Source organism: Microvirgula sp. AG722 (assembly GCF_003269145.1).
GTDB classification, from domain to species: Bacteria; Pseudomonadota; Gammaproteobacteria; order Burkholderiales; family Aquaspirillaceae; genus Microvirgula; species Microvirgula aerodenitrificans.
The window spans coordinates 123,694-145,581 of sequence record NZ_QLTJ01000008.1 but is presented as its reverse complement, the minus strand read 5'-3'; the positions used below and the strand labels follow the sequence as shown (position 1 = coordinate 145,581).

Below are 21,888 nucleotides of genomic sequence, written 5' to 3'. Positions count from 1 at the left end.
CATGGGACAGCTGATCCGTTACCCGCTTGCGCAGGACACCGGGGCTGTGGTCGGCATGCGCCGGGCCGGCTCCGTGCACGATACCGTGTCCCTGCACGACCGGTCCGTGCCGGAGGGACCACCGGTTCCGGACCCTGTCGAACTGGCGGTACGCCGCACCGAAGCGCAGGCCGAGACAGCACGGCAACAGGCGTTCCATGATGGCTACCGGGCCGGTTTCCTCCAGGGCGAACTGGACGGGGAACGGGAGGGGGCGCCGTTGCGGGCGCGGCTGCAGGACTTGCTGGCCGCGCTGCCCGGGCAACAGCAGCAGGCATGGGACCGGGTCGAGGCACTGGCCGTACCCGTGGTCATGGCGGCACTGGTCAGGCTGGTCGGCTCGCTGTCGGTGTCGACGGAATTTGTTCGCGCGAGTGTTTGCGAGGCGCTGGCGCAGGTTGGTCGCGACGAGGACTGCGTGCTTCACCTGCATCCGGCGGATCTGGACGCGCTGCAGCGGACGCTTGAACCGATGCTGGCCGATCGGCCGCGCCTTGGCCTGCAGGCCGATCCCGGCGTGACCGGGGGAGGATGCGTGATTGGCACCGCGCGCGGTGATATCGATGCGCAGTGGACGGTCCAGCTCGCTCGTCTTGGCATGGCACTGGCGGGGAGGGCGGCATGACGGATGTCTCGACGCTTCTGCTCGAACGTGTGGCGGCCGCCCGTCTGACCGAACATGTCGGTCATGTCGTTCGTCAGGTCGGGTTGCTGGTCGAGGCAACCGGGCCTGCCTGCGCCGGTGTCGGCGATCTCTGCCATATCAGCCTGCCGGGGCGGATATTGCCGGCCGAGGTGGTCGGACTGGACGGTGTCCGCTTGCAGTTGCTGCCATACGGAGAGACCGGTGGCTTGCGTGCCGGCAGCCGGGTGACCGCCTGCGACCGGCCACTGTCGGTCGATCTGGGGCCCGCCCTGCTGGGCCGGGTGGTCGACGCGTTCTGCCAGCCGCTGGACGGCAAGGGCGATATCGCTGGTGGCGAGCGCCGCCCGATACGCCGCCGGCCTGCCGGTCCGCTGGCCCGTCGGGGCATCGACACCGTCCTGGAAACCCGGGTCCGCGCCATCGATACCCTGCTGACACTGGGTTACGGACAGCGGATGGCGATCATGGCCGGCAGCGGGGTCGGCAAGAGCACGCTGCTCGGCATGCTGTCCCGCCATTGCGTGGCCGATGTGATCGTCGTTGCATTGATTGGCGAGCGCGGGCGAGAAGTGCTCGAGTTCGTTGAAAACCGCCCGGGTGCGGACGGCATGCGCAATGTGGTGATGGTGGTGGCAACGGCCGACGAGCCGGCGCTGGTGCGCGAGGCGGCTGCCCTGGCCGCGATGACCATCGGCGAGTTCTTCAGCGACAGCGGCCAGGCGGTGCTGCTGATTGTCGACTCGCTGACCCGCTACGCGATGGCCCGGCGCGAAATCGGACTGGCCACTGGCGAGCCGGCGACATCACGCGGCTATACGCCGTCAGTCTTCTCGTCGCTGGCGTGCCTGCTGGAGCGCTGCGGTGCCTGGGCGGGGGGCGGATCGATGACCGGTCTGTTTACGGTGCTGGTCGAGGGCGACGATGTCGATGACCCGATTGCGGACAGTGTGCGCGGCATTGCCGATGGTCACATCGTGCTGTCGCGCGAGCTGGCGCAGCGCGGGCACTACCCGGCCATTGACGTGCTTGCCAGCGTCAGCCGGCTGGCATCCGGTCTGGTGGATGACGGCGCGCAGGCGCTGATGTGCGCTTGCCGGCAGGCTCTGGGCCTGCTGGCGCTGAACCAGGATGTGCTGGCACTGGGGGCCTATCGCGAAGGCAGTCAGCCGGCGCTGGATGCCGCGATCCGGGTCCGGCCGGCCCTGGATCGTTTTCTGCAGCAGGCGACCGGCGAGGTCTGCGCCCGGGATACGGCGCTGGCGGCGCTGGGCGTCGCGCTGGGCGGAGACCGGCCATGAGTCTGACGGGCTATCCGTTCGACGGTTGCCTGATCCGTTGCCGGGTTGCTCGTCAGCAGGCGGGTGTCGCCCTGGCGCAAGCCAGGGCCTGCGTGGAGGCTCTGCAGCGGCAGTCGGCTGCACTGCAGGCGGAGATCCGCGACTGCGAAGCGGCGTGGGCCGGGCCGGGGGGTATCCAGGCATCGGCCCGGCGCTTTGTGACAGAGCGCTGGCAGGCATGGCGGCAGTGCCAGTCCCTGCTGGCCGAGGCGGAAGACCGGCTGGAGGAGGCCTCCGGGGCCGCTTTCGACGCACACCGGCAGCAACGTCGGTTCGAGATGCACCGGGACCGGTTTCTGGCACAGGCGCACTGGCGAAAATGCCGCGCCGGCTATCGATGCCAGGATGATGCCGCGCTGGAGATCTGGCGACGGAAAGGGGGGAGCCGATGATTGATGTCACGCCGGACCGGCCTCCGCCCTTGCCCGTCAGCCGATACGGCACGGCGTCATCGCGGCTGGCCGGCAGGCAGTGGGCACAGCGTTTTGACGCCGAGCTGGCTGCGGCGACCCGCTGCCGGTCGGTTGGCTCGACCAGTCGCACTGCTGCCGGATTGCTGCCCGAAGCCCGTACAGACCAGAGGCATGCATTGTCGGTGGGGGATGAGCGACCCGGCCTGCGCAAACTGCCGGCAGGGCCCCCCGACCGGGCTCTTCCGCCCGGCACGATCCGGCAGGTCGGGGTTGCCGCAGGCGGGGCGGCGGCCAGCGGCCGGCCGCTGGTGCTGCCCGCCGCTGGCGAATGTCCGGCACGGGCCCACGGCTGCGGGGCATTGCCGGTTGACGGGGCGGGCCGCTGTGGCGGCGGGGGCGCGACCCGACGGTTTCATTCCGTCTTCCGCCCGTTCCAGGTCACGGTATTTGTCCACGACGGGGCCGCGCGGGCCTGGGTCAGGGACAGCCGGCTGGATGGCGCCAGCGCCATGGCTGTTGCCGACGCGCTTGGTGATGCCCTGCGCCGGGATGGCATCGAACTGGTCGGGGTGGTGGTCAACGGGGTAAGGCTGGAGCGGGTGCCGGGCACGACAACCGTGCCCGGTGATATCGATATTCAGGGTCGCGTGGCGTGGCTGGCGTGACGGAAAACCATGGAGCAACTGCTGATGACAAGTGATGGACTGGGCCTGGTGCCGACCGACAGTGCCGGACCGGTGCGCGGGCTGACCCAGGCGGATTTCCTGCGCATTCTTTCCACCCAGCTGACCTTTCAGGACCCGATGAAGCCCATGGACAGCACCCGGTTCATGGCGCAGATGGCGCAGTTCTCGGCGCTGGAGCAAAGCCGTCAGTCCAATGACAGGCTGGATACCCTGCTGGCGTTCCAGTCGGCGCAGCAGTCGCTGGGGCTGATTGGCCGGACGGTGGAAGTGTCGCAGGCCTCGGGCACGCTGACCGAGCAGGTCACGACCCTGTCGTTCGCCGCCGGCCGCCCCGCGCTGACGGTGAAGACTGTCGAGGGCGAGTGGCTGAGCGGTCTGTCCCTGTCACAGATTGCCGTGGTGAGGTAACGCCGATGCTGACCACGATTCATACCGGGCTTAGCGGGCTGCGGAGTTTTCAGCGCGGGCTGGCGAATATCGGCCACAACATCGCCAATCTGAACTCGCCGGGCTACAAGAAGACCACGCTGGGCTATGCCGAACTGATGTCACGCCGGGACACGGGCGTCAGCGGCGGCGTCCGGATTGCTGCCGTCGAGAGCCACTTTGGTCAGGGCGAGCTGCGGGCGACTGCCAACCCGCTTGATGTGGCGGTGGAGGGGGACGGTTTCCTGGTATCGCGGCTGCGCGGCGAGTCACATTACTTCCGGACCGGCGAGCTGGATGTCGATCGTGACGGGCGGCTGATCCGGCGTGCCGACCGTTCACAGGTGCAGGGACTGGATGCGCACGGCCGGCTGGTCGACCTGTCACTGGCCGGGTTGCGTGTCCGGGCCGGCAGACCGACCGGGCTGCTGCGCTTCAGCGGCAATCTGTCGACCGATGCATCAAGCCACCGCATCGAGGTGCCGGTCCATGATCATGCCGGGGCCCGGCGCGAGCTGACCCTTCATTTCCGGCGGGATGGCGCGATGCCGCCGGGGCAGTGGCGGCTGGATATCAGCGAGGGCGCCACCGGTCATGCATCGGGCGGTGGTGATCTGCGCTTCGATGCCGCCGGTTCGCCGCTGGCCGGCTCCGGCGAACTGTCCATTGCGCTGACGGCCGCCAGCGGCGGCGTATCGCGGGTTCGCCTCGACTTTGGTCGCCCCGGGACCTTGTCCGGCGTCACTCACCTGTCCGGTGGCTCGACATCGACGCTGAAACTGGAACAGCAGGACGGTTACCCGCCGGGCAGCCTGACCCGGATGACGGTTGATGCCCGGGGGCGGGTGCAGGCCCATTACACGAATGGCCAGACCGCGGATGGAGGGCAGCTTGCGCTGGCCTGGTTCGAGCGCCCCGCACAGCAGCTGCTGCGTGCCGGCGCCGGAGCCTGGCTGTCGGCCGGGGCGCCGCCAGCCCGTATTGGCGCACCGGCCGGGGATGTGTTTGGCCGCATCGCCGGCGGGATGCTGGAAATGTCCAACGTCGAGCTGGCGACCGAATTCAGCGAGCTGATCGTCAGCCAGCGCGGTTATCAGGCCGCGTCGCAGCTGGTGGCGGCGGCCAATGAAATGCTGCAGCAGGCACTGGAAATGCGGGGGCGTCGGTGAGCGGCGTACAGGACTATCGGCTGTATGCCGGGTCCGAGTTGCGTCTGCTGGAACGGTCGCTGGAAACGCCGCTGCAGGCGTGGGGTGACGCGTGGGCAGGTATGCCCGGTGAATTCGCGCTTGCTGCCCGGGCCGTCGGCCGGGGCGAACGCGAAAGCCCGGCCGTGTTCCATCCCTTCACCGGACAGGGCCACGCCGGGGCCCTGCACGCCCCTGACGACCCCGCCGGTGTGTGGCTGGCATGGCAGTGTTTCGGCTGCGCGGCGGCGGCGTTGCCTGCAGGCAACCGGCTGGTCGACGCGACGCTGGGCGCCGCGCTGCAGGCCCTGTGCCGTGGACTGGACGTTACCCCGGACCGCCTGGCGATTGCCGACGGTCAGGATCGGTCCGGGGCCGTGCTGTTGACGATCGACCGGGCAGGGCACTCGCTTGACGTGCTGTTGCCAGCCGCCTGCGTTGCCAGCCATCTGCCGGCCAGGCAGCCGGCAAGCGACGTGTTGCCGCCACTGCTGTTGAGCCAGGCCCGGCTGGCGAATCCGGTGGTGCTGGAAGTGACCGCCCGCTCGGCCTCGTTCACGGTCGAGGAACTGATGATGGCCAGTGCGGGCGACATATTGCGGCTCGATCACCGGGTCGACGATCCGTTCGACATCCGGCTGGCGGGAGGCGGGGTCGTCGGGCAGGGGCTGCTGGGCCGCAAGCACGACCGGTTGGCAGTCAAATTTCTACCATTACGACAAGAGGCCAGATGAACAAGGACATTCGTCGCTCCGTACTGATGGAGCTGGAGTCGGACGCCGGCAGCGGAGAGTCGCTGCTGGCCGGCCGGCTGGGGCTGCTGGGGGATCTGAAGGTGGATCTGGATGCGCGGGTCGGGTCGGTGCGCCTGAGCCTGTCCGCGCTGGGCGGGTTGAAGGCGGGAGAGGTGGTGACGCTGGACAGCCAGCCGGACGGATCGGTCGACATGCTGCTCAATGGCACGGTGGTCGCCCGCGGACGGCTGGTGGTGGTGGATGACTTTCTGGGAGTCCAGGTTGAAACCCTCTCGTCACTGCGGCCCTGAGCGGGCCGGGCTGGTGCTACCGTGCGCCGTCCTGGCCGGGTCGTGCTTCGGTGAGCCGTCTGCCGGGCGGGTTCCGGCTGCAGGCATGATGCCGGACCTGCAGGGGCCGTACCTGATTCTGTCGGGGCTGCTGCTGGCAGGGGCTGCGGTGTGCTGGTTCAGGCGACGCCAGCCGCGCTTGCCGGCCGGTGCGGGGCAGGAACTGACCATTACCCACCGTTGCCGCCTGTCAGGCAAGGCAACCCTGTACGTGGTCCGCTACCGGACGCGCGAGATGATCATCGTCGAACACGAGCATGGCGTGACGGAGATCGGATGCGGATAAGATCGCTGCCCCTCTGGCTGCTGTGCCAGGCGCTGCCCTGCCATGCGCAGGACGGCCTCGGCGAGGCATTGCCGCTGCTGCTTGGCGGTGAAAACGGTGCGCGCGCGGTGGCGATTGCCGTCGCGCTGACACTGATGGTGCTGATTCCCGGGCTGCTGCTGGTGATGACCTGCTTTACCCGCATCATCATTGTCCTGTCGATGCTGCGGCATGCGATGGGCATGCCTGACACGCCCCCCAACGGCGTGCTGATCCTGCTGGCCGCCTTTCTGACCCTGCTGTCCATGGGAGATACCTTTGCCCGGCTGGAGCGCGAGGTGGCCGTGCCATTGCTGGCGCAACAGCTCGATACCGCGCAGGCACTGGGACGGGCGGGCGAGGTCATGAAGGACTACATGCTGGCCCGCACCCGCGAACAGGATCTGGACGCGGTGCTGGAACTGTCCGGCAAGGCGCTGCCTGCAACGGCGGTATCGCCGGCGCTGGTTCATCTGGTACCGGCCTTCCTGCTCGGAGAGCTGAGGCTGGCTTTCCAGATCGGCTTTGTCGTGTTCCTGCCGTTTCTGCTGGTCGACATCATCATTGCCGGCATCCTGATGTCGCTGGGCATGATGATGGTGCCGCCAGTGATCATTTCGCTGCCGATCAAGGTCCTGATGTTTGTCTCGATCGATGGCTGGCTACTGCTGGTCCGCGTGCTGTTGTCGGACAGCACCTGGTAAGGCATGACTGGCCGGCGGGACGACCGGTCATGGGCGGATGTTCCGGTGGCGCTGTGGACCGGATTTTACGCCAGCGGCGACAGCACGCTGCGGCGTCGACTGGTTGAACACTATCTGCCCTGGGTCCGGATTCTGGCCGCTGGTGCCTATGCCCGCCAGTTCATGCCGTCGCTGGCATTCATGGACTTCTATCAGAGCGGCGTGGCCGGCCTGCTGGAAGCGGTCGATCGTTTCGATCCTGGTCGGGGCGTGGATTTCAAAACCTTTGCCACCCGCCGTATCCACGGCGAAATGGCCAATGCCATCACGCAGGCGACCGAGGTGGACCGGCAGTACCGGGTCCGGCAGCGGTATCTGCAATCACCCGCGGTCATTCCGGACGCAGAGAGGCCGTTTGCGCAACTGATGTCCCGTTCCATCGGCCTGGCCATCGCCTACATGCTGGAAGGGACCGGCATGTATCTGGCCTCCGGGGCGGACGATGAGGCGCGGGCACCACCTGCGGCCTGCCTGCAGCAGCAATGGCGCACGTTGCTGCTGGCTGCCGTCGGACGGCTGACACCGCAGCAACAGCGGGTCATTCGCCTGCATTATCTGGGGGGCATGCCGTTTGCCGACATTGCCGTTGCCCTTGATCTTTCCGCCGGCCGCGTGGCCCAGTTGCATCGGCAGGCACTGGCGGTGTTGCGCCAGCACCTGCCGGACATCGGGGACCGCTGAAAGCGTCAGGCCCTGACGAAGATATTGAGCTTGCTGCCGGCGCCTTCCTCGAAGTGGCGAATCAGACGGATCAGGCGATCGTCGAGTACATAGTCCCGTGCCAGCAGCATCACCCCGTTGACGATCAGATCGTGCGCCAGCGTCATGCCCGGTACCAGATCCCGGGAGTACAGTTCGCGCTCTACCACCTCGGAAGGCTGGGCGGCGAGCACGGCCTGCAATGCATCGAGCACGGCGCCGTCATAGCGTGACTCGCGGCTGGCTTCCAGCTGCTTCAGCGCGGCGCGGGCATCCATGCGCTGCCCGGTGACGATGCCGGCCTGCAGCGCCTGGAAATCGGCCGCCACGCCGAGGATGCGCGAACCAATGGCAATCTGGTCGCCTTTCAGGCGGTCCGGTACGCCGAGGCCATCCATGCGCTCATGCTGGTTGCGAATCAGCTGGGCCGGGACCTGCAGCTGCTCGGATGCCATCAGTGCGGCCTGGCTGTTGACCGGGTACTGCTTGTAGGTTTCGAGTTCGGCCGTGCTCATCAGGCTGATCGGTTTGGCCAGCAGCGTGTCGGGGAAGGCGATCTTGCCGATACTGTGCAGCAGGCCGGCAATGAAGATGTCATGAACTTCGGCTTCCGGCAGCATGAGCTGCCGGGCAATGAGCAGGGCGTGGTTGGCCACATTGCGGGACTGGCCGGCAAGGGTGCCACTGCGCATGTCGATCAGCGCCGAGAACATCTTCACCGAGGTCACGAAGCCTTTTTTCAGCCGCTCGTGCGCAAGCTTTACCTCGCTCATCGCCTTTTCCAGCGCCAGGGTCCGTTCGCGGACCTTGTCTTCCAGCGAGGCGTTCAGCATGGTCAGCGCATCGTTCTGCTCGCGCACCTGCTGATCCAGCCGGGCCTTTTCACGCGACAGAAGCTTGATGGTCAGCGCATCTTCGACGATGCGAAGGATGTCCTGGTCTTCCCACGGCTTGGCGATATAGCGGCTGATGCCGGCAACATTGATCGCCTCGATCATCGACTGCATGTCGGCGTAACCGGTCAGCAGAATGCGGGTGATATCCGGCCAGCGCTGCCGGATCGTGGCCAGCAGTGCCGCACCGCTCATGCCCGGCATGCGCATGTCCGATACCACCAGATCCACGCTTTCGGTTTCCAGCACGGCCAGCGCGGCCTCGCCGCCGTCGGCGGTCAGGATCCGGTAGCCATGGGGGCGGAACAGCCGGCGCAGTGAGGACAGGATATTGGCTTCGTCGTCGACGAACAGCAGGGTAAAGCCCTGGGCAGTATTGCCGGGCGCAAGGGAGTCAGGTGAAGTCGTCAAGATGGCAATCCTGTCGGGGCTGGCAGTGAATGAATTGAGTGGTCAGGGTGCGTCCGGCGGCGGGCTGGATGGGTGTGCACGATGAATCGGCAACCAAATAGTGAATGTAGTGCCTTTGCCTTCCGTGCTGGCGACATAGATTTGTCCGCCCAGCTTCTGGACGATGCCATAGGACACAGACAGACCCAGCCCGGTGCCGGCGCCGACCGGTTTGGTGGTGAAGAACGGATCGAAAATGCGCGGCAGCAGTGCGGCAGGAATGCCCTGACCGTTGTCAGCCACCTGGATCCAGATCCGCTCACCTTCACGGCCGGTCCGGAGGTGAATCTCGCCATGCTCCGGCATGGCCTGGGCGGCATTGACCAGCAGGTTCATGACAACCTGGTTCAACTGTGACGGCAGGCATTCCACGCGCGGCAGATCGCCATATTCCTTGATGACGTCGGCCTTGTATTTGATCTCGTTCCAGACCACGTTCAGCGTGCTGTCGAGGCCGGCATGGATATCGGCCGATTCCCATTCGGCATCGCCGACCCGGGAAAAATCACGCAAGTCCTGGACAATGCGGCGCACGCGCCCCGTGCCATCGATCGATTCGGCGATCAGGGCGCCGACATCTTCCTTCAGGTAGTCGAAGTCGGCCTTGACCTTGGCGTTATCGATGCGTGCACGCAGCTCGCTGTCGGCAGGGATATGGCTTTCGGCTGCGACGTAGGCATCCAGCAGTTCAAGCAGGTTGTGGAAATAGCCGTTCAGCGTGCTCAGGTTGGAATTGACGAAGCCGATCGGATTGTTGATCTCGTGGGCGACGCCGGCTGCCAGCTGGCCGATCGATGCCAGCCGTTCGGCCTGCACCACCTGGACCTGTGCATCCTCCAGCCTGGCGATCAGCGCGGCCTGCTTGCCATGCTCGTCCTCCAGCATCTGCTGGACCTGTTTTCTCTCCAGGATTTCCTGCTCCATCTTGCCCTGGGTATGCTTGAGCTTGCGGGTGATCCTTTCATTGCTCTGCAAGGCCGTTTCCAGCTCCCGGGTGCGGATCTGCACGGCATCGTCGAGCATGACCGCGGTCTGGAAGACGCTGAAGTCGGAGTCGTCGCTGCCCATATTGCGTTCGACGCGCCGCATCAGCGCCTGGATGATCTTGTTCAGCCGGGCGATTTCGGTTTCCAGCTCCTGACTGGAACAGGGCCGCGGCAATACGTGACTTTCATACATGGTCTGCCTCCCTGCGACTGCCAATGGCGATGCCGGTAAACGTCTGGTTCACGTGCACCCCGCGGTATTGCTCGCCATAGGTGCTGAAACCGACGGTGTGGTTCCGGTTCAGGATGTCGCCGACGGTGGACTTCAGGTCGCGCTGGGTGATTTCCAGATTGCGCAGGATGCAGTCGCAACCGAGTACCAGCTGCGGCGAGCCGATATCTTGTCCCAGTTCGTCGAAGGCCTGCGTCAGGCTGTCGATCAGGTCGAGCCGGTCCGCCAGCCGCAGCACCAGCCCCTCGTCGATTGCGCAGTAGAAGGTCAGCGTGTCATCGGCATTGGCAGTCTGGATCGAGCGCACGTAACCCGTACCATCAATGATGACCAGAACCGGGTGTGCGGCGAAATGGGCCGGGCACAGTTCGGACGCTTCCACGCCGGTCAGCCGGGCATATTCCGAGGCGGCAGGCCGGCCGTTGATTTCCTTGACCACCCGCCTGGCCGTGTCGACCGACGTCACGACCAGGCGCTTGGTGCTGGGCACAAAGTGCTGGGTCTTGAAGGTGGTGACGGCATACGGTGTGGAAACCAGCATCATCAGTGCGGCGTTGAGGTGGAAACGGCCATTGTGGAACAGCGCCGTTTCCCTGAATTTCAGGTCATCCCCGGCCGAGCCGCCGACCAGCGGGATCTTGCCGAGCGCATTCTGCAGAGCACGGGCAACCCACTCTTCGCGCATTGACAGACCGTCGATCAGCAGGAAGGAAAACTGGCTGGGATGGGGGCCCAGCGACGGGCGGGCTTCCAGCCGCTGCATGACGGAAAAGGTCAGCGAACGTCCCTGCTCGAATTCAAACGACTGCACGTTGTCGATAAAGCCGACTTCGATCGCAAAGCCGGATTTGGGAAAGCTGACGCCACTGAGGCCGTGGGTCAGATAGCCGGCCGGCCCGATTTCGCCGGCCGTCGTGCAACCGATCACGCGAACGCCGGGGAACAGGCGGTTCATTTCTGCGGCGAGCAGATCGAGGTCGTAGTCGCTGGAGCAGAAAAACAGCACCAGTTCCATATCGTCCTGGCGCACGGCGGCATGAAATTCCCTTGCCGCCTCTACCGGATCGGGTGCGCTGGATTGCGCACAACGGACAAGACTGGTCGACTGCATGCGGAAACTCCACTCGTTGGATGTCGGGATGGCGGCAGTACCACACCTGAATCAGTATCCATTCAATGCCATTATCCTGCAAGGAATGCGCCAGAGAATGCTGATGGCAGCGATGGCAGCGCTGTGTAGTGCAAGTTTGCGGAGATCAAAAGACCGGCGGATCATAAAGAATCGGGAACGTCAGTTCAAAACCATTCGTCATTAACCGGCTTCGGGGAGCGGTGACAGGCGTATCATCGGGGGGCAGGCAGGACATGCCCGGGTGTGCTTCGTTTCATGACCTGCCTGATACCGGGAAGGCCTTCCGACAACAACAATACAAGTGCGCATCGCCATGATCCTGAACTTCATCCAGAGTGTAGTGCTCATCTTGTTGCTGTGCGGGTTGCAGTTGGTCAACGTTCGCTACTGGCATGGCAGGAGCCTGCCCGCGCAGATTACCTCGGGCTTTCTGTTCGGGATCACGGCCATCGTCAACATGATGGGGCCACTGGTGCTGGCGCCGGGATTTTTCATTGATGCGCGGCTGGCCATCCTGAGCATGGCGGCGCTGTTCGGCGGCCCGCTGGTGGGGATGCTGGCGGCTGGCCTGGCGATTGCCTATCGGCTCGGGATCGGGGGCGGGGGCGCCTATTTCGGTGCGGCAAGCATGTTGTTCGCCGTGGTGTTTGGCCTGGGCTATCGCCATGCGTCGACTCGTGGCTGGATACGGAAGGGCATTCCGCAGCTGACCGGCTTCAGCTTTCTGGTCCATGCCTGCGCGCTGCTGCTGCTGGTGCGGATTCCCGAACTGCGGGAAACGCCGCTGGATCTGGCCATTATCACCATGGCGATCACCATGCCGGCGACCACGCTGATGCTGGGGCTGCTGCTGGAAGATCTGCAGCGGCGCAGCAGCGTCCAGCATGAACTGGCGCAGAGTGAAGCCCGGATGCATGCCATTACCCGTGCCATCCCCGACCTGTTGCTGGTGCTGGACGAAGACGGCCGTTATCTGGAGATCGTGTCGCCCAACCAGCAGCGTCACCTGCTGTACGACGAAGCGGTCAGGCTGCAGGGCAAGCGCATGCACGATGTGCTGCCGGCGCTGAAGGCTGACCGGTTGCTGGCTTTTGTCCGTGAGGCTATTGCCACCAATGAGCCACAGGAAATCGAATACACGCTGAAGATCGGTGCCGAGCACCGGACCTTCGAAGGCCGGGCGCAGGCGCTGGATCTGGATCTGGATGGCAAGCGGGCGGTGGTGATGGTCACGCGCGACATTTCGGCGCGCAAGGCCGCCGAGGCGGAAATCCAGCAACTGGCGTTCTTCGATGCGCTGACCGATCTGCCGAACCGGCGGCGCCTGCTCGACCGGCTGCAGCATGTGCAGGCGCATTGCGCGAAAACCGGCAAGTCCGGCGCCCTGCTGTGCATCGATCTCGACGATTTTCGCAATATCAATGACCTGTACGGCAATCCGCATGGCGACCAGATCCTGCAGCAGGTGGCCAGGCGGCTGGAAGAGCTGATGTGGGAGTACGGCATGGTGGCCCGGCTGGGTGGAGACGAGTTCGCCGTGCTGCTGGAAGGATTGCCTGCTGCCCAGGACGAGGCGGCGGAGCAGGCGGCCCAGGCCGGGCAGCGACTGCTGGACGGGCTGCGCGAACCGTACCGGCTGGGCGACAGCCTGCAGTCCTGCACCGGCAGCATCGGCATCATCCTGTTTGGCGCGGCCGAGCCCGAGCAGGACCTGCTGCACAAGGCGGACCTTGCGTTGTCGGCGGCCAAGGAGAGCGGCAAGAACGGACTGCATTTCTTCGACCCGGCCATCCAGGACGAGGTCAGCGCCCGGCTGCGGCTGGAAAATGAAATCCGGCTGGGGCTGCAGAATGGCGAGTTCATCGTGTACTACCAGCCGCAGATCGATGCCCAGGGCAATCTGCGCGGTGCCGAAGCGCTGGTGCGCTGGCAGCACCCGCAGCGCGGCCTGCTGGCGCCCGGCTTCTTCCTGCCGGCGGCGGAGCGGGCGGGTCTGCTGCAGCAGATGGACCGTCAGGTGTTCGATACCGCATGCCGGCAACTGGCGCACTGGGCCTCTCATCCGCAGCTGAACCGGATGTCGGTGTCGGTCAATATCAGTGCGGTGCAATTGCACCAGGCCGACTTCGTGCAGCAGATTCTGGACGGGCTGGCGCGGCATGATGCGCCGGCCTCCATGCTGATGCTGGAGCTGACCGAGTCGCTGCTGGTGGGGGATCTGGCCAAGGCCCGTTCGCACATGAAAGAGATCAAGCAGCACGGCGTGCGCTTTGCGCTGGACGACTTCGGTACCGGCTATTCGTCGCTGTCCTATCTGCCGCAGCTGCCGCTGGATGAACTGAAAATCGACCAGTCCTTCGTCCGCAGCCTGCCGGCCGACAACGGCAATCTGGCCATCATCCACGCCATTACCGCGCTGGCGGCATCCTTCGGCTTTGAGGTGGTTGCCGAAGGGGTCGAGACCGAGGCCCAGCTGGCGATACTGGCGGGTTGCGGTTGCCTGCGCTACCAGGGCTACCTGTTCGCCAAACCGATGTCGGCCGAAGCGCTGGAGCAGTTCGCTGCCGACCGCCAGCCGCATCCGCTGCTGAGCCAGCTGATTCTGCAATGAGCTGCCATCATTCCGGCACCGGCAGCCGGCTCGACGACTTGATTTCGCGCAGGGCCAGGCTTGAGTGGATCGAGTGGATGCCATCCATCTTGCGCAGCACGTTTTCGACGAAGGCGCTGTAGGCGTCGAGGCTTTCCGCCACGACCTGCAACAGGTAGTCGGCATTGCCGGTGATCTTGTGGCAGGACAGGACTTCCGGATGCTCGTGGATCGCCGCCTCGAAACGGTTAGGCGCTTCGTCGCCATGGGCGCCGAAGCCCAGACTGACAAAAGCCAGTACGTCGTAGCCGAGTTTGCGCCGGTCCAGATTGGCCTGGTAGTCCCTGATATAGCCCTCGTCCTCAAGCCGTTTCAGCCGCCGCCAGCATGGCGTCACGCTCAGTGACAGATGGCCGGCCAGCTTCGGATTCGACAGGGTGCCGTCCTGTTGCAACAGACGCAAAATAGTCCGATCCGTGTCATCCAGCTGGTGGTGGGGTCTGTTTGTGCTCATTTATGCCATCCTGTGAGTCTGTCTTGCTCCTATCGTAGCGACCGACGGGTCGCGAAAGCAAAGTAAATCCTGCGGGTCCACCCCATACTGGTTCCCGTCATTCACCTGCTTTCCCGACCGCCATGCTTACCGTGTACAGCACCGCCCACCGGCTTCACCATGCGACCGAACTGAAGGACGGCGTGCTGAAGCCCTGCTTCGAGATGCCCAGTCGCGCCGATACCATTCGTGCCCGGGTGCAGGCGGTCGGCCTGGGTGACGTGATTGCGCCGCGTGCCTTCGATCCGTCCCGCTATGCCCGCGTCCACAGCGAACGCTATGTCCGCTTTCTCGAACAGGCGTGGGGCGAGTGGCGCGAACTGGGGCGCGAACACGATGCGCTGCCGCTGATCTGGCCGGTCCGCGATCTGCGCAGCGATATCGAGCCGGAACATATCGACGGCAAGCTTGGCTTCTATGCCATGGACGCCGGTGTGGCGATCACCGCCGGCACCTGGGAAGCGGTACGTACCAGCGCCGATCTGGCACTGACCGGCATGGCCGTGCTGGAGGCCGGCGAGCGCAGTGCCTTTGCGCTGTGCCGGCCGCCGGGCCACCACGCCGCTGCCGAGTACATGGGCGGCTACTGCTATCTGAACAATGCGGCCATTGCCGCCCAGGCCGGTCTCGATGGCGGTGCCCGCCGCGTGGCAGTGCTTGATATCGACTTCCACCATGGCAATGGCACCCAGAGCATTTTCTATGCACGCGACGATGTGCTGTTTGTCTCGCTGCACGGCGATCCGAAGCAGTCGTATCCGTATTTCCTTGGGCATCGCGACGAGACCGGCGCCGGTGCCGGTCTTGGCTTCAACCACAACTACCCGCTGGCGCACGGTACCGACTGGAACGGTTATGGCGCGGCGCTGGCCGATGCCTGCCGCCGGGTGGCAGCCCATGCACCGGATGTGCTGGTGGTGTCGCTGGGGGTGGACACGTTCAAGGGCGATCCGATCAGTCATTTCCGGCTGGAAAGCGAAGACTTTCTGCGTATCGGCGCCACCATTGCCGGGATCGGCTGTCCAACATTGTTCGTGATGGAGGGCGGGTATATGGTCGACGACATCGGCGTCAATGCGGTCAATGTGCTGTGCGGTTTCGAAGGCCGGTCCTGACCGCGGGAACGCCCCCACCCGGAATGAACCAAGGAGGCTGAAATGACCCGCTACATCGATGTCAACGATCTGAAACGACTGCTTGCCAGCACCGGCGTCGAGCCATTCATGCTGGGCCTGGTCGACTATATCGAATCCGATTACCGACGCTGGGACGAGTTCCAGAAATCCGCCCGCGTGGCCAATCACTCCCCGGACGGCGTGATCGAGCTGATGCCGGCGGCGGACCGGCAGCTGTATGGCTTCAAGTACGTGAACGGCCACCCGAAAAACACCGCGCAGAACCTGCTGACGGTGATGGCCTTCGGTGTGCTGGCCGATGTCGATACCGGCTTTCCGCTGCTGCTCAGCGAATTCACCATCGCCACTGCACTGCGCACCGCCGCCACCTCGGCGCTGGTGGCCCGGGCGCTGGCCCGGCCCGATGCCCGGACGATGGCGGTGATCGGCAACGGGGCGCAGAGTGAATTCCAGATTCTGGCGTTCCGCGCGCTGCTCGGCATCAACGAGGTCCGCGTATTCGATACCGATCCGGCGGCGACGGCCAAGCTGATCCGCAATCTGTCCGGCGTGCCCGGCCTGCACCTGACACCGGCGGCATCGACTGCCGATGCGGTTCGCGGCGCCGACATCGTGACTACGGCAACGGCCGACAAGGCGCTGGCGACCATCCTGACTCCCGACATGATCGAGCCGGGCATGCACATCAATGCCGTGGGGGGCGACTGCCCGGGCAAGACCGAACTGCATCCGGACATTCTGGCCCGGGCCCGGGTCGTGGTCGAGTTCGAGCCGCAGACGCGGATCGAGGGCGATATCCAGCAGATGCCGGTCGATTTCCCGGTGGTCGAGCTGTGGCAGGTGCTGACCGGTGCCGTGCCCGGACGCGAAAACGCGGAGCAGGTCACGGTGTTCGACTCGGTCGGGTTTGCGCTGGAAGATTTTTCCATGCTGCGCTACCTGCATGACCTGGCGCGGGAAAGAAACATCGGCTCGGTCATCGACCTGGTGCCGGCCCCGGACGATCCGAAAGATCTGTACGGTTTCATGCAAACGGCTGCGGCCGGATAAGCAGTACCGGGATCAACGAGACCGTGGGCGCCGGCCGGACATCTGTCCGGCCGGCGGACACACGGCGGGATCCCACCGACAACAAGGAGAACACGATGAGAGAAATGGCGAAACTGGGGACCGTGGTGGCGGCGGTGCTGCTTGCTGGCGGGTGCGGAAAGCAGGCGCAGCCGGCGGCCGGCGCGGCGGGGAACGACGGGACCGAGGTCGTTCGCATTGGCCAGGCTTCGCCGCTGACCGGCCCGATTGCGCATCTGGGCAAGGATGTCGAGCAGGGGGCCCGGCTGGCGATCGACGACATCAATGCCGCCGGGGTGGAAATCGGCGGCCGGAAAGTCCGTTTCGAGCTGGTATCGGAAGATGACCAGGGCGACCCGAAAATGGGCGCCCAGGTTGCCCAGCGGCTGGTCGATGCCGGCGTGGTCGGCGTGATCGGCCACCTGAACTCCGGCACTACCATGCCGGCGTCACGCCTGTATGCCGATGCCGGTCTGCCCCAGCTGTCGCCGTCGGCGACCAATCCCGACTTTACCCGTCAGGGATTCAGGACCACTTACCGGCTGATTGCCAACGACGTCCAGCAGGGTATCGCGCTGGGCCGCTTTGCCGTCGACGTGCTGAAGGCCAGAACCGTGGCCGTCGTCGATGACCGGACCGCGTATGGCCAGGGCCTGGCCGACGAGTTCGAGAAGGCGGTCAGGAGCCAGGGGGCCACCGTGGTCAAGCGCGAGTTCACCACCAACAATGCCACCGACTTCGGCGCCATTCTGACCTCGATCAAGGCTGCGCAGCCTGACGTGGTGTTCTACGGCGGGATGGATGCACAGGCCGGCCCGATGGCGCGGCAGATGAAGCGGCTCGGCATCCATGCCCGCCTGCTGGGTGGTGACAGCGTGCAAACACCGGAGTTCATCCGCCTGGCGGGCGATGCGGCCGACGGGGTGTATTCGTCCGCCTGTGGCGTACCACGCGACCGGATGCCGGGTTTTACCGATTTCAATACCCGTTACAAGGCCCGTTTCAATACCGAGGTCCAGGTTTATTCGCCATACGAGTACGACGCGGTTCATGTGCTGGTCGATGCGATGAAACGCGCCGGCTCGACCGATCCGAAGGTGTTCCTGCCCAAGATCGCCAAAACCGACTATCACGGCGTGACCGGCCGGGTCGCCTTTGACAAGCAGGGCGATATCCGCGATGGCGCTGTGACTTTCTATCAGGTCAGGAATGGCAAATGGGAAGTCGTATCTTCTGTCGGCGGAGCCAGAGCCACCTGAGATTACCGGCAGTTTCCCCTGTCAGTATTGGCCGGCACGATGCTGGCCTTTTTTTCGGACAAATAAAAGCCGCAGACACGGTGACCGTCGGCGCTCACCCTGCATGCCGTCGATCAGAACGGCATGCGCCCCTTGACTGACGCGGTCTGGTTGATGAAGTCACTGCGGCCTTCGGCGTCATGGCGGGCGGTGATCTCGACACCGCCGGCGCCCGTTGCGACGCTAATGGTCGTATTGCCCTGTGCATGGACTTCGCCTGTCTCCGTGACCGTGACGCTTCCCCCATTGCGCAGGACGCATTCGCTGGCAAAGGGCATCGGGGTCGAGAGGCTGGCTGAGCAAATCTGAGAAAACGGCAGAATATATATAACGTAAGTCTGCTTGCCGCGAAAATGAAAAAATCATGACATATAAACAGTGCGGAACACGCTGATCTACGAAATTTGGACTATATCCTCGTAGCAAATATTGCATATACACTATGCCAAGGTAGTAGTGCCGCCGGGGGGAGGCACCACGCTGAGGGGGCGGATGGTCCGGCGGAAAGCCGTGAAGCAGCGAATGGCAGGCGCCTGCGGTTTTCGGAGAACCGGATGCGGGGTCCGCCCCCGATGCCGCCCTGGCGCGGCAATTCATGCCATGGTCGGGGAAGGGCCTGGCGGCGCCCCTGCCACTCAGGCCGGCAGGACATGTGAAATTTTCATGATGTCCACTTTACCAAAAAATGTTCGACACTCAGGCCGATGACAATCGGTCCGGATGTCGTGTTCCCGATGTGCAAGCAGAGGCCGTCATGAATATGAAACCGTCCCACCACCCGGCCCCTGCAGTGGCAAGCCGGCCCCGCAGCAAACGTGGCCTTCTGATGCTGGCACTGGAGCCGCGGCTGATGTTCGATGGCGCGGTCGTCGCCACGGCCGCCGTGGCCGATACCCATGTCGATGCGACACGCGATACGTCGGCGACCCGGTCCGATGCGGCAGCGCCCGCGACACCCGCTGCCGCCGAGCGCCCGGTGGCCGAACAGTCCGCAGCCGTCTCCGGCCGGCAGGTGGTGTTTATCGACTCCGGCGTGCGCGATTACCAGTCGCTGGTGTCGCAGATGCCGCCGGGCACCGAGGTGGTGATGCTGGACGGCCGGGGCGACGGGCTGGCACAGATCGCCCGGTGGGCGCAGTCGCACAGCGGCTACAGCGCCATCCATATCCTGTCGCACGGTACCGAGGGCAATCTGCTGCTGGGCACGCAGACGCTCAACGGTGCCAATATGGCCAGCCATCAGGCGGAGCTGTCGTCCATCGGCCAGGCATTGAGCGCCGATGGCGACATCCTGCTGTACGGCTGCAATATCGCGGCCGGCCAGGCCGGTGCCACCTTTGTTGACAGCCTGGCCCGCTATACCCAGGCCGATGTGGCGGCGTCCACCGACATGACCGGTGCCAGCAGCCTGGGCGGCGACTGGGTGCTGGAGCGCAGCAGCGGCCATATCGATGTGGCCGGGCTGCGGCCGGCCTACAGCTATCTGCTGGCACAGCCGGTGAATGGCACGACGACTTTCGACAATGTGAGCTACGGTCAGTATTTCGCCATTGGTGGTTCGCACGGCGTCGGCCTGAGCGCGAGCAATGTGGAGGGCTGGGATGTGCTGCTGAAATCGGCGGCTGCAACCAATTGCTATATCGGTGCCGATACGATGACCGGGCAGACCCTCATGATCAGTGGGGGCAGCAATGATGGCATGCCATTGGCTTACATGTTGCTCAGTGCGAACAACGGCTACCTGTTCGATCTGGCGCGGGTCGATGTGGCCATTGCCGGCCCGTCAATCGGCAGTTCCGGGGTAGTCCGGCTGGTGGGTTACCGGGATGGTGTGGCGGTCAGTGGTGCGATATGGAGCCTGATGCTGACCGACACCAATCTCGGCGGGCAACTGATAAGCTTCAACGTTTCCGGCAATGATGCGTTCAAGGGCATCGATTCGTTCCGCATCCAGACGGATGGCTCATACCAGGTTACCGGTGCTTTCGGTGTCGACAATGTCACGGCCACCAACTTCCGTGCACCGACCGTTGCGCCAGTACTGACCCCAAGTGGTGGCAGCAGTGCCTACAGTGGCGGCACCGGCAATGCGGTGACGGTCGACAGTGGCATGATCGTGACCGATACCGACAGCGCCACCCAGGCCAGCGCCACGGTGGCGATTACCGGCAACTTCCGCAGCGGGGAAGACCTGCTGGCGTTCAGCAACAGCAACAGCGTCACCTTCGGCAACATCAGCGCCAGCTACAACAGCAGCACCGGCATCCTGACCATGACCTCCAGCGGGGCGACCGCCACCCTGGCGCAATGGCAGGCGGCGCTGCGCGCGGTCACCTACCAGGACACCTCGTTGTCACCGAATACGGCTACCCGTACCATCAGCTTTACCGTCAATGACGGGGGCAACGACAGTACGACCGTGACCCGGAACGTCACGGTTGCCGCCAATGTTGCCCCGGTGATCGGCAATCTGAACGGTGACAACCCGACCTTTACCGAAAAGGGCGGGGCGGTAAAGCTGGAAACCGGCAGCGCCGTGACCGTGACCGACAGCGACTCGCCCGATTTCAACGGTGGCAATGTGACGGTGCGCATTACCGCCAACGGGCAGTACAGCCAGGATGCGCTGGGCATCGATACCAGTGGCACGGTGGCGCTGAGCAGCGGTACCAGCGTGGGCAGTGTGGTGACTGTGGGCGGTGTCGCCATCGGCGTCATCGCCGGCGACGGGGTGAGCGGCCATGACCTGGTCATCACTTTCAACAGCAATGCGACGCCGGCCCGGGTCAGCATCCTGGTCGCTGCGCTGACCTTCAACAATGGCAGCAGTGATCCCGGCACGGCCAGCCGTACGGTCAATGTCAGCGTCAACGACGGGCATGGCGCCAGCAGCTCGGGCAATGTCGTGGTGTCGATCGCGGCGGTCAATGATGCGCCGACGGCCACCGCCACTGGCAGGAATCCGGCCTTTACCATCGGCGATGCCGCCGTGCAGGTCTTCAGTGGCGCCAGCTTCAGCACGGTTGAGGCTGGCCAGAGCCTGCTCCAGCTGACGCTGACCGTCTCCGGGCTGCATGATGGCAGCAGCGAAATCCTGACGATCGACGGCAGCAGCGTGGCGCTGACCAATGGCAATACATTGACCAGTGCCGGCAACGGGCTGAGCATTTCCGTATCGGTATCGGGGGGCGTGGCCACCGTTACCCTCGTCAGCAGCGGCATGTCCGGTGCCACGGCCAGCAGCGTGGTCAACGGCATAACCTATCGCGACAGCAGCAGCAGCGCCATTGGCGGCAGCCGCGTGGTGACGCTGACGTCGGTCCGGGACAGCGGTGGCACCGGCAATGGTGGTGCCGATACCACCATCCTGGCCGTGGCGTCCTCGATCATGGTAGGCGTCGTGCCGGTGGTGAGCGTCAGCGGCGGCAGCAGCGCTTTTACTGCCGGCGACAACATGGCATCCACCCCGGTGGCCGTTGACAGCGGCATGACCGTGACCGATACCGCCAGCAGTACGCTGGCCAGCGCCACGGTGTCGATCACTGGCAATTTCCACGCCGGCGAGGACATCCTCGCATTCAGCAATGGCAACAGCAGCCTCTACGGCAATATCGTTGCCAGCTACAACAACGGCACCGGGGTGCTGACGATGACTTCCAGCGGCGCGACGGCGACGCTGGCGCAATGGCAGGCGGCACTGCGGGCGGTGACCTACACCGACAGCGCGGTGACGCCGAACACGGCCACCCGCACCATCAGCTTCCAGGTCAACGACGGCAGTGCCAGCAGCACGACGGTCAGCCGGGCGCTGACCGTCACGGCGGTCGACCAGACCCCGGTTGCCACGGGCAGCGGCGGCAGTGCCGCCTTTGCCGCCGGCGACAATACGGTATCCACCCCGGTGGTGGTGGACAGCGGCATTACGGTGTCGGATCTGGACAACAGCACCCTGGCCAGCGCCACGGTGTCGATCACCGGCAACTTCC

21 protein-coding genes are annotated in these 21,888 nt (G+C 64.8%); 16 read left to right on the top strand and 5 right to left on the bottom strand.

Annotation, left to right across the window (positions count from 1 at the left end):
* Position 1 precedes the first annotated feature (1 nt).
* The 11 genes from DFO50_RS12020 to DFO50_RS11970 all read left to right on the top strand — a co-directional run bounded on the left by DFO50_RS12020 (position 2) and on the right by DFO50_RS11970 (position 7,546).
* A complete protein-coding gene (locus DFO50_RS12020; protein WP_112692569.1) occupies positions 2–664 on the top strand; it encodes a FliH/SctL family protein in 663 nt (220 codons plus the stop codon).
* A complete protein-coding gene (locus DFO50_RS12015) occupies positions 661–1,983 on the top strand; it encodes a FliI/YscN family ATPase (protein WP_112692568.1) in 1,323 nt (440 codons plus the stop codon). The genes DFO50_RS12020 and DFO50_RS12015 overlap by 4 nt, the downstream gene beginning before the upstream one ends.
* Positions 1,980–2,414, top strand: coding sequence for a hypothetical protein (locus tag DFO50_RS12010; protein ID WP_112692567.1), 435 nt, complete (start codon positions 1,980–1,982; stop codon positions 2,412–2,414). Before DFO50_RS12015 ends, DFO50_RS12010 begins: the two co-directional genes overlap by 4 nt.
* On the top strand, positions 2,411–3,100 hold the full coding sequence (locus DFO50_RS12005; protein ID WP_112692566.1) for a hypothetical protein: 690 nt from the start codon (positions 2,411–2,413) through the stop codon (positions 3,098–3,100). Before DFO50_RS12010 ends, DFO50_RS12005 begins: the two co-directional genes overlap by 4 nt.
* A 9-nt stretch (positions 3,101–3,109) precedes the next feature.
* Positions 3,110–3,529, top strand: coding sequence for a flagellar hook assembly protein FlgD (locus DFO50_RS12000; protein WP_199489818.1), 420 nt, complete (start codon positions 3,110–3,112; stop codon positions 3,527–3,529).
* A 5-nt stretch (positions 3,530–3,534) separates the two neighbouring features.
* Positions 3,535–4,716: a flagellar hook-basal body complex protein gene (locus DFO50_RS11995; protein ID WP_112692565.1), complete on the top strand. Its 1,182-nt coding sequence runs from the start codon at positions 3,535–3,537 to the stop codon at positions 4,714–4,716.
* Positions 4,713–5,468: a FliM/FliN family flagellar motor C-terminal domain-containing protein gene (locus DFO50_RS11990; protein WP_112692564.1), complete on the top strand. Its 756-nt coding sequence runs from the start codon at positions 4,713–4,715 to the stop codon at positions 5,466–5,468. Before DFO50_RS11995 ends, DFO50_RS11990 begins: the two co-directional genes overlap by 4 nt.
* Positions 5,465–5,779: a FliM/FliN family flagellar motor switch protein gene (locus tag DFO50_RS11985; RefSeq protein ID WP_112692563.1), complete on the top strand. Its 315-nt coding sequence runs from the start codon at positions 5,465–5,467 to the stop codon at positions 5,777–5,779. Before DFO50_RS11990 ends, DFO50_RS11985 begins: the two co-directional genes overlap by 4 nt.
* Positions 5,780–5,864: 85 nt before the next feature.
* A complete protein-coding gene (locus DFO50_RS11980) occupies positions 5,865–6,104 on the top strand; it encodes a hypothetical protein (protein ID WP_112692562.1) in 240 nt (79 codons plus the stop codon).
* Entirely contained in the window at positions 6,095–6,826 is a 732-nt protein-coding gene (locus DFO50_RS11975; RefSeq protein ID WP_199489817.1) for a flagellar type III secretion system pore protein FliP, read from the top strand. Before DFO50_RS11980 ends, DFO50_RS11975 begins: the two co-directional genes overlap by 10 nt.
* Before the next feature lie 45 nt (positions 6,827–6,871).
* Entirely contained in the window at positions 6,872–7,546 is a 675-nt protein-coding gene (locus DFO50_RS11970) for a sigma-70 family RNA polymerase sigma factor (RefSeq protein ID WP_158537446.1), read from the top strand.
* A 5-nt stretch (positions 7,547–7,551) separates the two neighbouring features.
* On the opposite strand, the gene DFO50_RS11965 is transcribed toward DFO50_RS11970, so the two are convergent.
* From DFO50_RS11965 to nosP, 3 genes are read right to left on the bottom strand one after another with little or no spacing between them, the layout of a single operon-like run.
* Positions 7,552–8,868, bottom strand: coding sequence for an HD domain-containing phosphohydrolase (locus tag DFO50_RS11965; protein WP_028499097.1), 1,317 nt, complete (start codon positions 8,866–8,868; stop codon positions 7,552–7,554).
* 42 nt (positions 8,869–8,910) lie between these two features.
* The gene (locus DFO50_RS11960) at positions 8,911–10,086 is read right to left on the bottom strand and encodes an ATP-binding protein (RefSeq protein WP_199489816.1); all 1,176 of its coding nucleotides are present in this window, start codon (positions 10,084–10,086) and stop codon (positions 8,911–8,913) included.
* A complete protein-coding gene (gene nosP / locus DFO50_RS11955) occupies positions 10,079–11,236 on the bottom strand; it encodes a nitric oxide-sensing protein NosP (RefSeq protein ID WP_107889811.1) in 1,158 nt (385 codons plus the stop codon). The genes DFO50_RS11960 and nosP overlap by 8 nt, the downstream gene beginning before the upstream one ends.
* Positions 11,237–11,597: 361 nt before the next feature.
* Here nosP and DFO50_RS11950 point away from each other — a divergent pair, with 361 nt between their 5' ends.
* Positions 11,598–13,868: a bifunctional diguanylate cyclase/phosphodiesterase gene (locus DFO50_RS11950; RefSeq protein ID WP_158537445.1), complete on the top strand. Its 2,271-nt coding sequence runs from the start codon at positions 11,598–11,600 to the stop codon at positions 13,866–13,868.
* A gap of 7 nt (positions 13,869–13,875) precedes the next feature.
* Here the strand turns inward: DFO50_RS11950 and DFO50_RS11945 are convergent, their stop codons facing one another.
* Positions 13,876–14,361, bottom strand: a complete 486-nt coding sequence (locus DFO50_RS11945; RefSeq protein WP_112692560.1) for an Lrp/AsnC family transcriptional regulator — start codon at positions 14,359–14,361, stop codon at positions 13,876–13,878.
* Between the two features lie 122 nt (positions 14,362–14,483).
* On the opposite strand from DFO50_RS11945, the gene DFO50_RS11940 reads away from it, so the two are divergent.
* From DFO50_RS11940 to DFO50_RS11930, 3 genes are all read left to right on the top strand, one after another.
* Positions 14,484–15,515 (top strand): histone deacetylase family protein, encoded by a 1,032-nt coding sequence (locus DFO50_RS11940; protein ID WP_028499100.1) that lies wholly within the window; start codon positions 14,484–14,486, stop codon positions 15,513–15,515.
* 42 nt (positions 15,516–15,557) lie between these two features.
* Positions 15,558–16,586, top strand: coding sequence for an ornithine cyclodeaminase (locus DFO50_RS11935; RefSeq protein ID WP_028499101.1), 1,029 nt, complete (start codon positions 15,558–15,560; stop codon positions 16,584–16,586).
* A 95-nt stretch (positions 16,587–16,681) separates the two neighbouring features.
* Positions 16,682–17,863 carry a branched-chain amino acid ABC transporter substrate-binding protein gene (locus DFO50_RS11930; protein WP_112692559.1) on the top strand — a complete coding sequence of 394 codons (1,182 nt, stop codon included), beginning with the start codon at positions 16,682–16,684 and terminating at the stop codon, positions 17,861–17,863.
* A gap of 113 nt (positions 17,864–17,976) precedes the next feature.
* On the opposite strand, the gene DFO50_RS11925 is transcribed toward DFO50_RS11930, so the two are convergent.
* The gene (locus DFO50_RS11925) at positions 17,977–18,180 is read right to left on the bottom strand and encodes a hypothetical protein (protein WP_112692558.1); all 204 of its coding nucleotides are present in this window, start codon (positions 18,178–18,180) and stop codon (positions 17,977–17,979) included.
* A 548-nt stretch (positions 18,181–18,728) separates the two neighbouring features.
* Between DFO50_RS11925 and DFO50_RS19565 the strand changes: the two genes are divergently transcribed.
* Positions 18,729–21,888, top strand: a 3,160-nt coding sequence (locus DFO50_RS19565) for a DUF4347 domain-containing protein (RefSeq protein ID WP_233495248.1), incomplete at its 3' end; no start/stop codon positions are given.

Excerpts from the sequence above, each read along its gene's own strand:
- DFO50_RS11985 (WP_112692563.1), top strand. The coding sequence starts at position 5,465 with ATGAACAAGGACATTCGTCGCTCCGTACTGATGGAGCTGGAGTCGGAC.
- DFO50_RS11995 (WP_112692565.1), top strand. The coding sequence starts at position 3,535 with ATGCTGACCACGATTCATACCGGGCTTAGCGGGCTGCGGAGTTTTCAG.
- DFO50_RS11930 (WP_112692559.1), top strand. The coding sequence starts at position 16,682 with ATGAGAGAAATGGCGAAACTGGGGACCGTGGTGGCGGCGGTGCTGCTT.
- DFO50_RS12005 (WP_112692566.1), top strand. The coding sequence starts at position 2,411 with ATGATTGATGTCACGCCGGACCGGCCTCCGCCCTTGCCCGTCAGCCGA.
- DFO50_RS12020 (WP_112692569.1), top strand. The coding sequence starts at position 2 with ATGGGACAGCTGATCCGTTACCCGCTTGCGCAGGACACCGGGGCTGTG.
- DFO50_RS12015 (WP_112692568.1), top strand. The coding sequence starts at position 661 with ATGACGGATGTCTCGACGCTTCTGCTCGAACGTGTGGCGGCCGCCCGT.
- DFO50_RS11980 (WP_112692562.1), top strand. The coding sequence starts at position 5,865 with ATGATGCCGGACCTGCAGGGGCCGTACCTGATTCTGTCGGGGCTGCTG.
- DFO50_RS12000 (WP_199489818.1), top strand. The coding sequence starts at position 3,110 with ATGGAGCAACTGCTGATGACAAGTGATGGACTGGGCCTGGTGCCGACC.
- DFO50_RS11925 (WP_112692558.1), bottom strand. The coding sequence starts at position 18,180 with ATGCCCTTTGCCAGCGAATGCGTCCTGCGCAATGGGGGAAGCGTCACG.
- DFO50_RS11935 (WP_028499101.1), top strand. The coding sequence starts at position 15,558 with ATGACCCGCTACATCGATGTCAACGATCTGAAACGACTGCTTGCCAGC.
- DFO50_RS11945 (WP_112692560.1), bottom strand. The coding sequence starts at position 14,361 with ATGAGCACAAACAGACCCCACCACCAGCTGGATGACACGGATCGGACT.
- DFO50_RS11940 (WP_028499100.1), top strand. The coding sequence starts at position 14,484 with ATGCTTACCGTGTACAGCACCGCCCACCGGCTTCACCATGCGACCGAA.
- DFO50_RS11975 (WP_199489817.1), top strand. The coding sequence starts at position 6,095 with ATGCGGATAAGATCGCTGCCCCTCTGGCTGCTGTGCCAGGCGCTGCCC.
- nosP (WP_107889811.1), bottom strand. The coding sequence starts at position 11,236 with ATGCAGTCGACCAGTCTTGTCCGTTGTGCGCAATCCAGCGCACCCGAT.
- DFO50_RS12010 (WP_112692567.1), top strand. The coding sequence starts at position 1,980 with ATGAGTCTGACGGGCTATCCGTTCGACGGTTGCCTGATCCGTTGCCGG.
- DFO50_RS11960 (WP_199489816.1), bottom strand. The coding sequence starts at position 10,086 with ATGTATGAAAGTCACGTATTGCCGCGGCCCTGTTCCAGTCAGGAGCTG.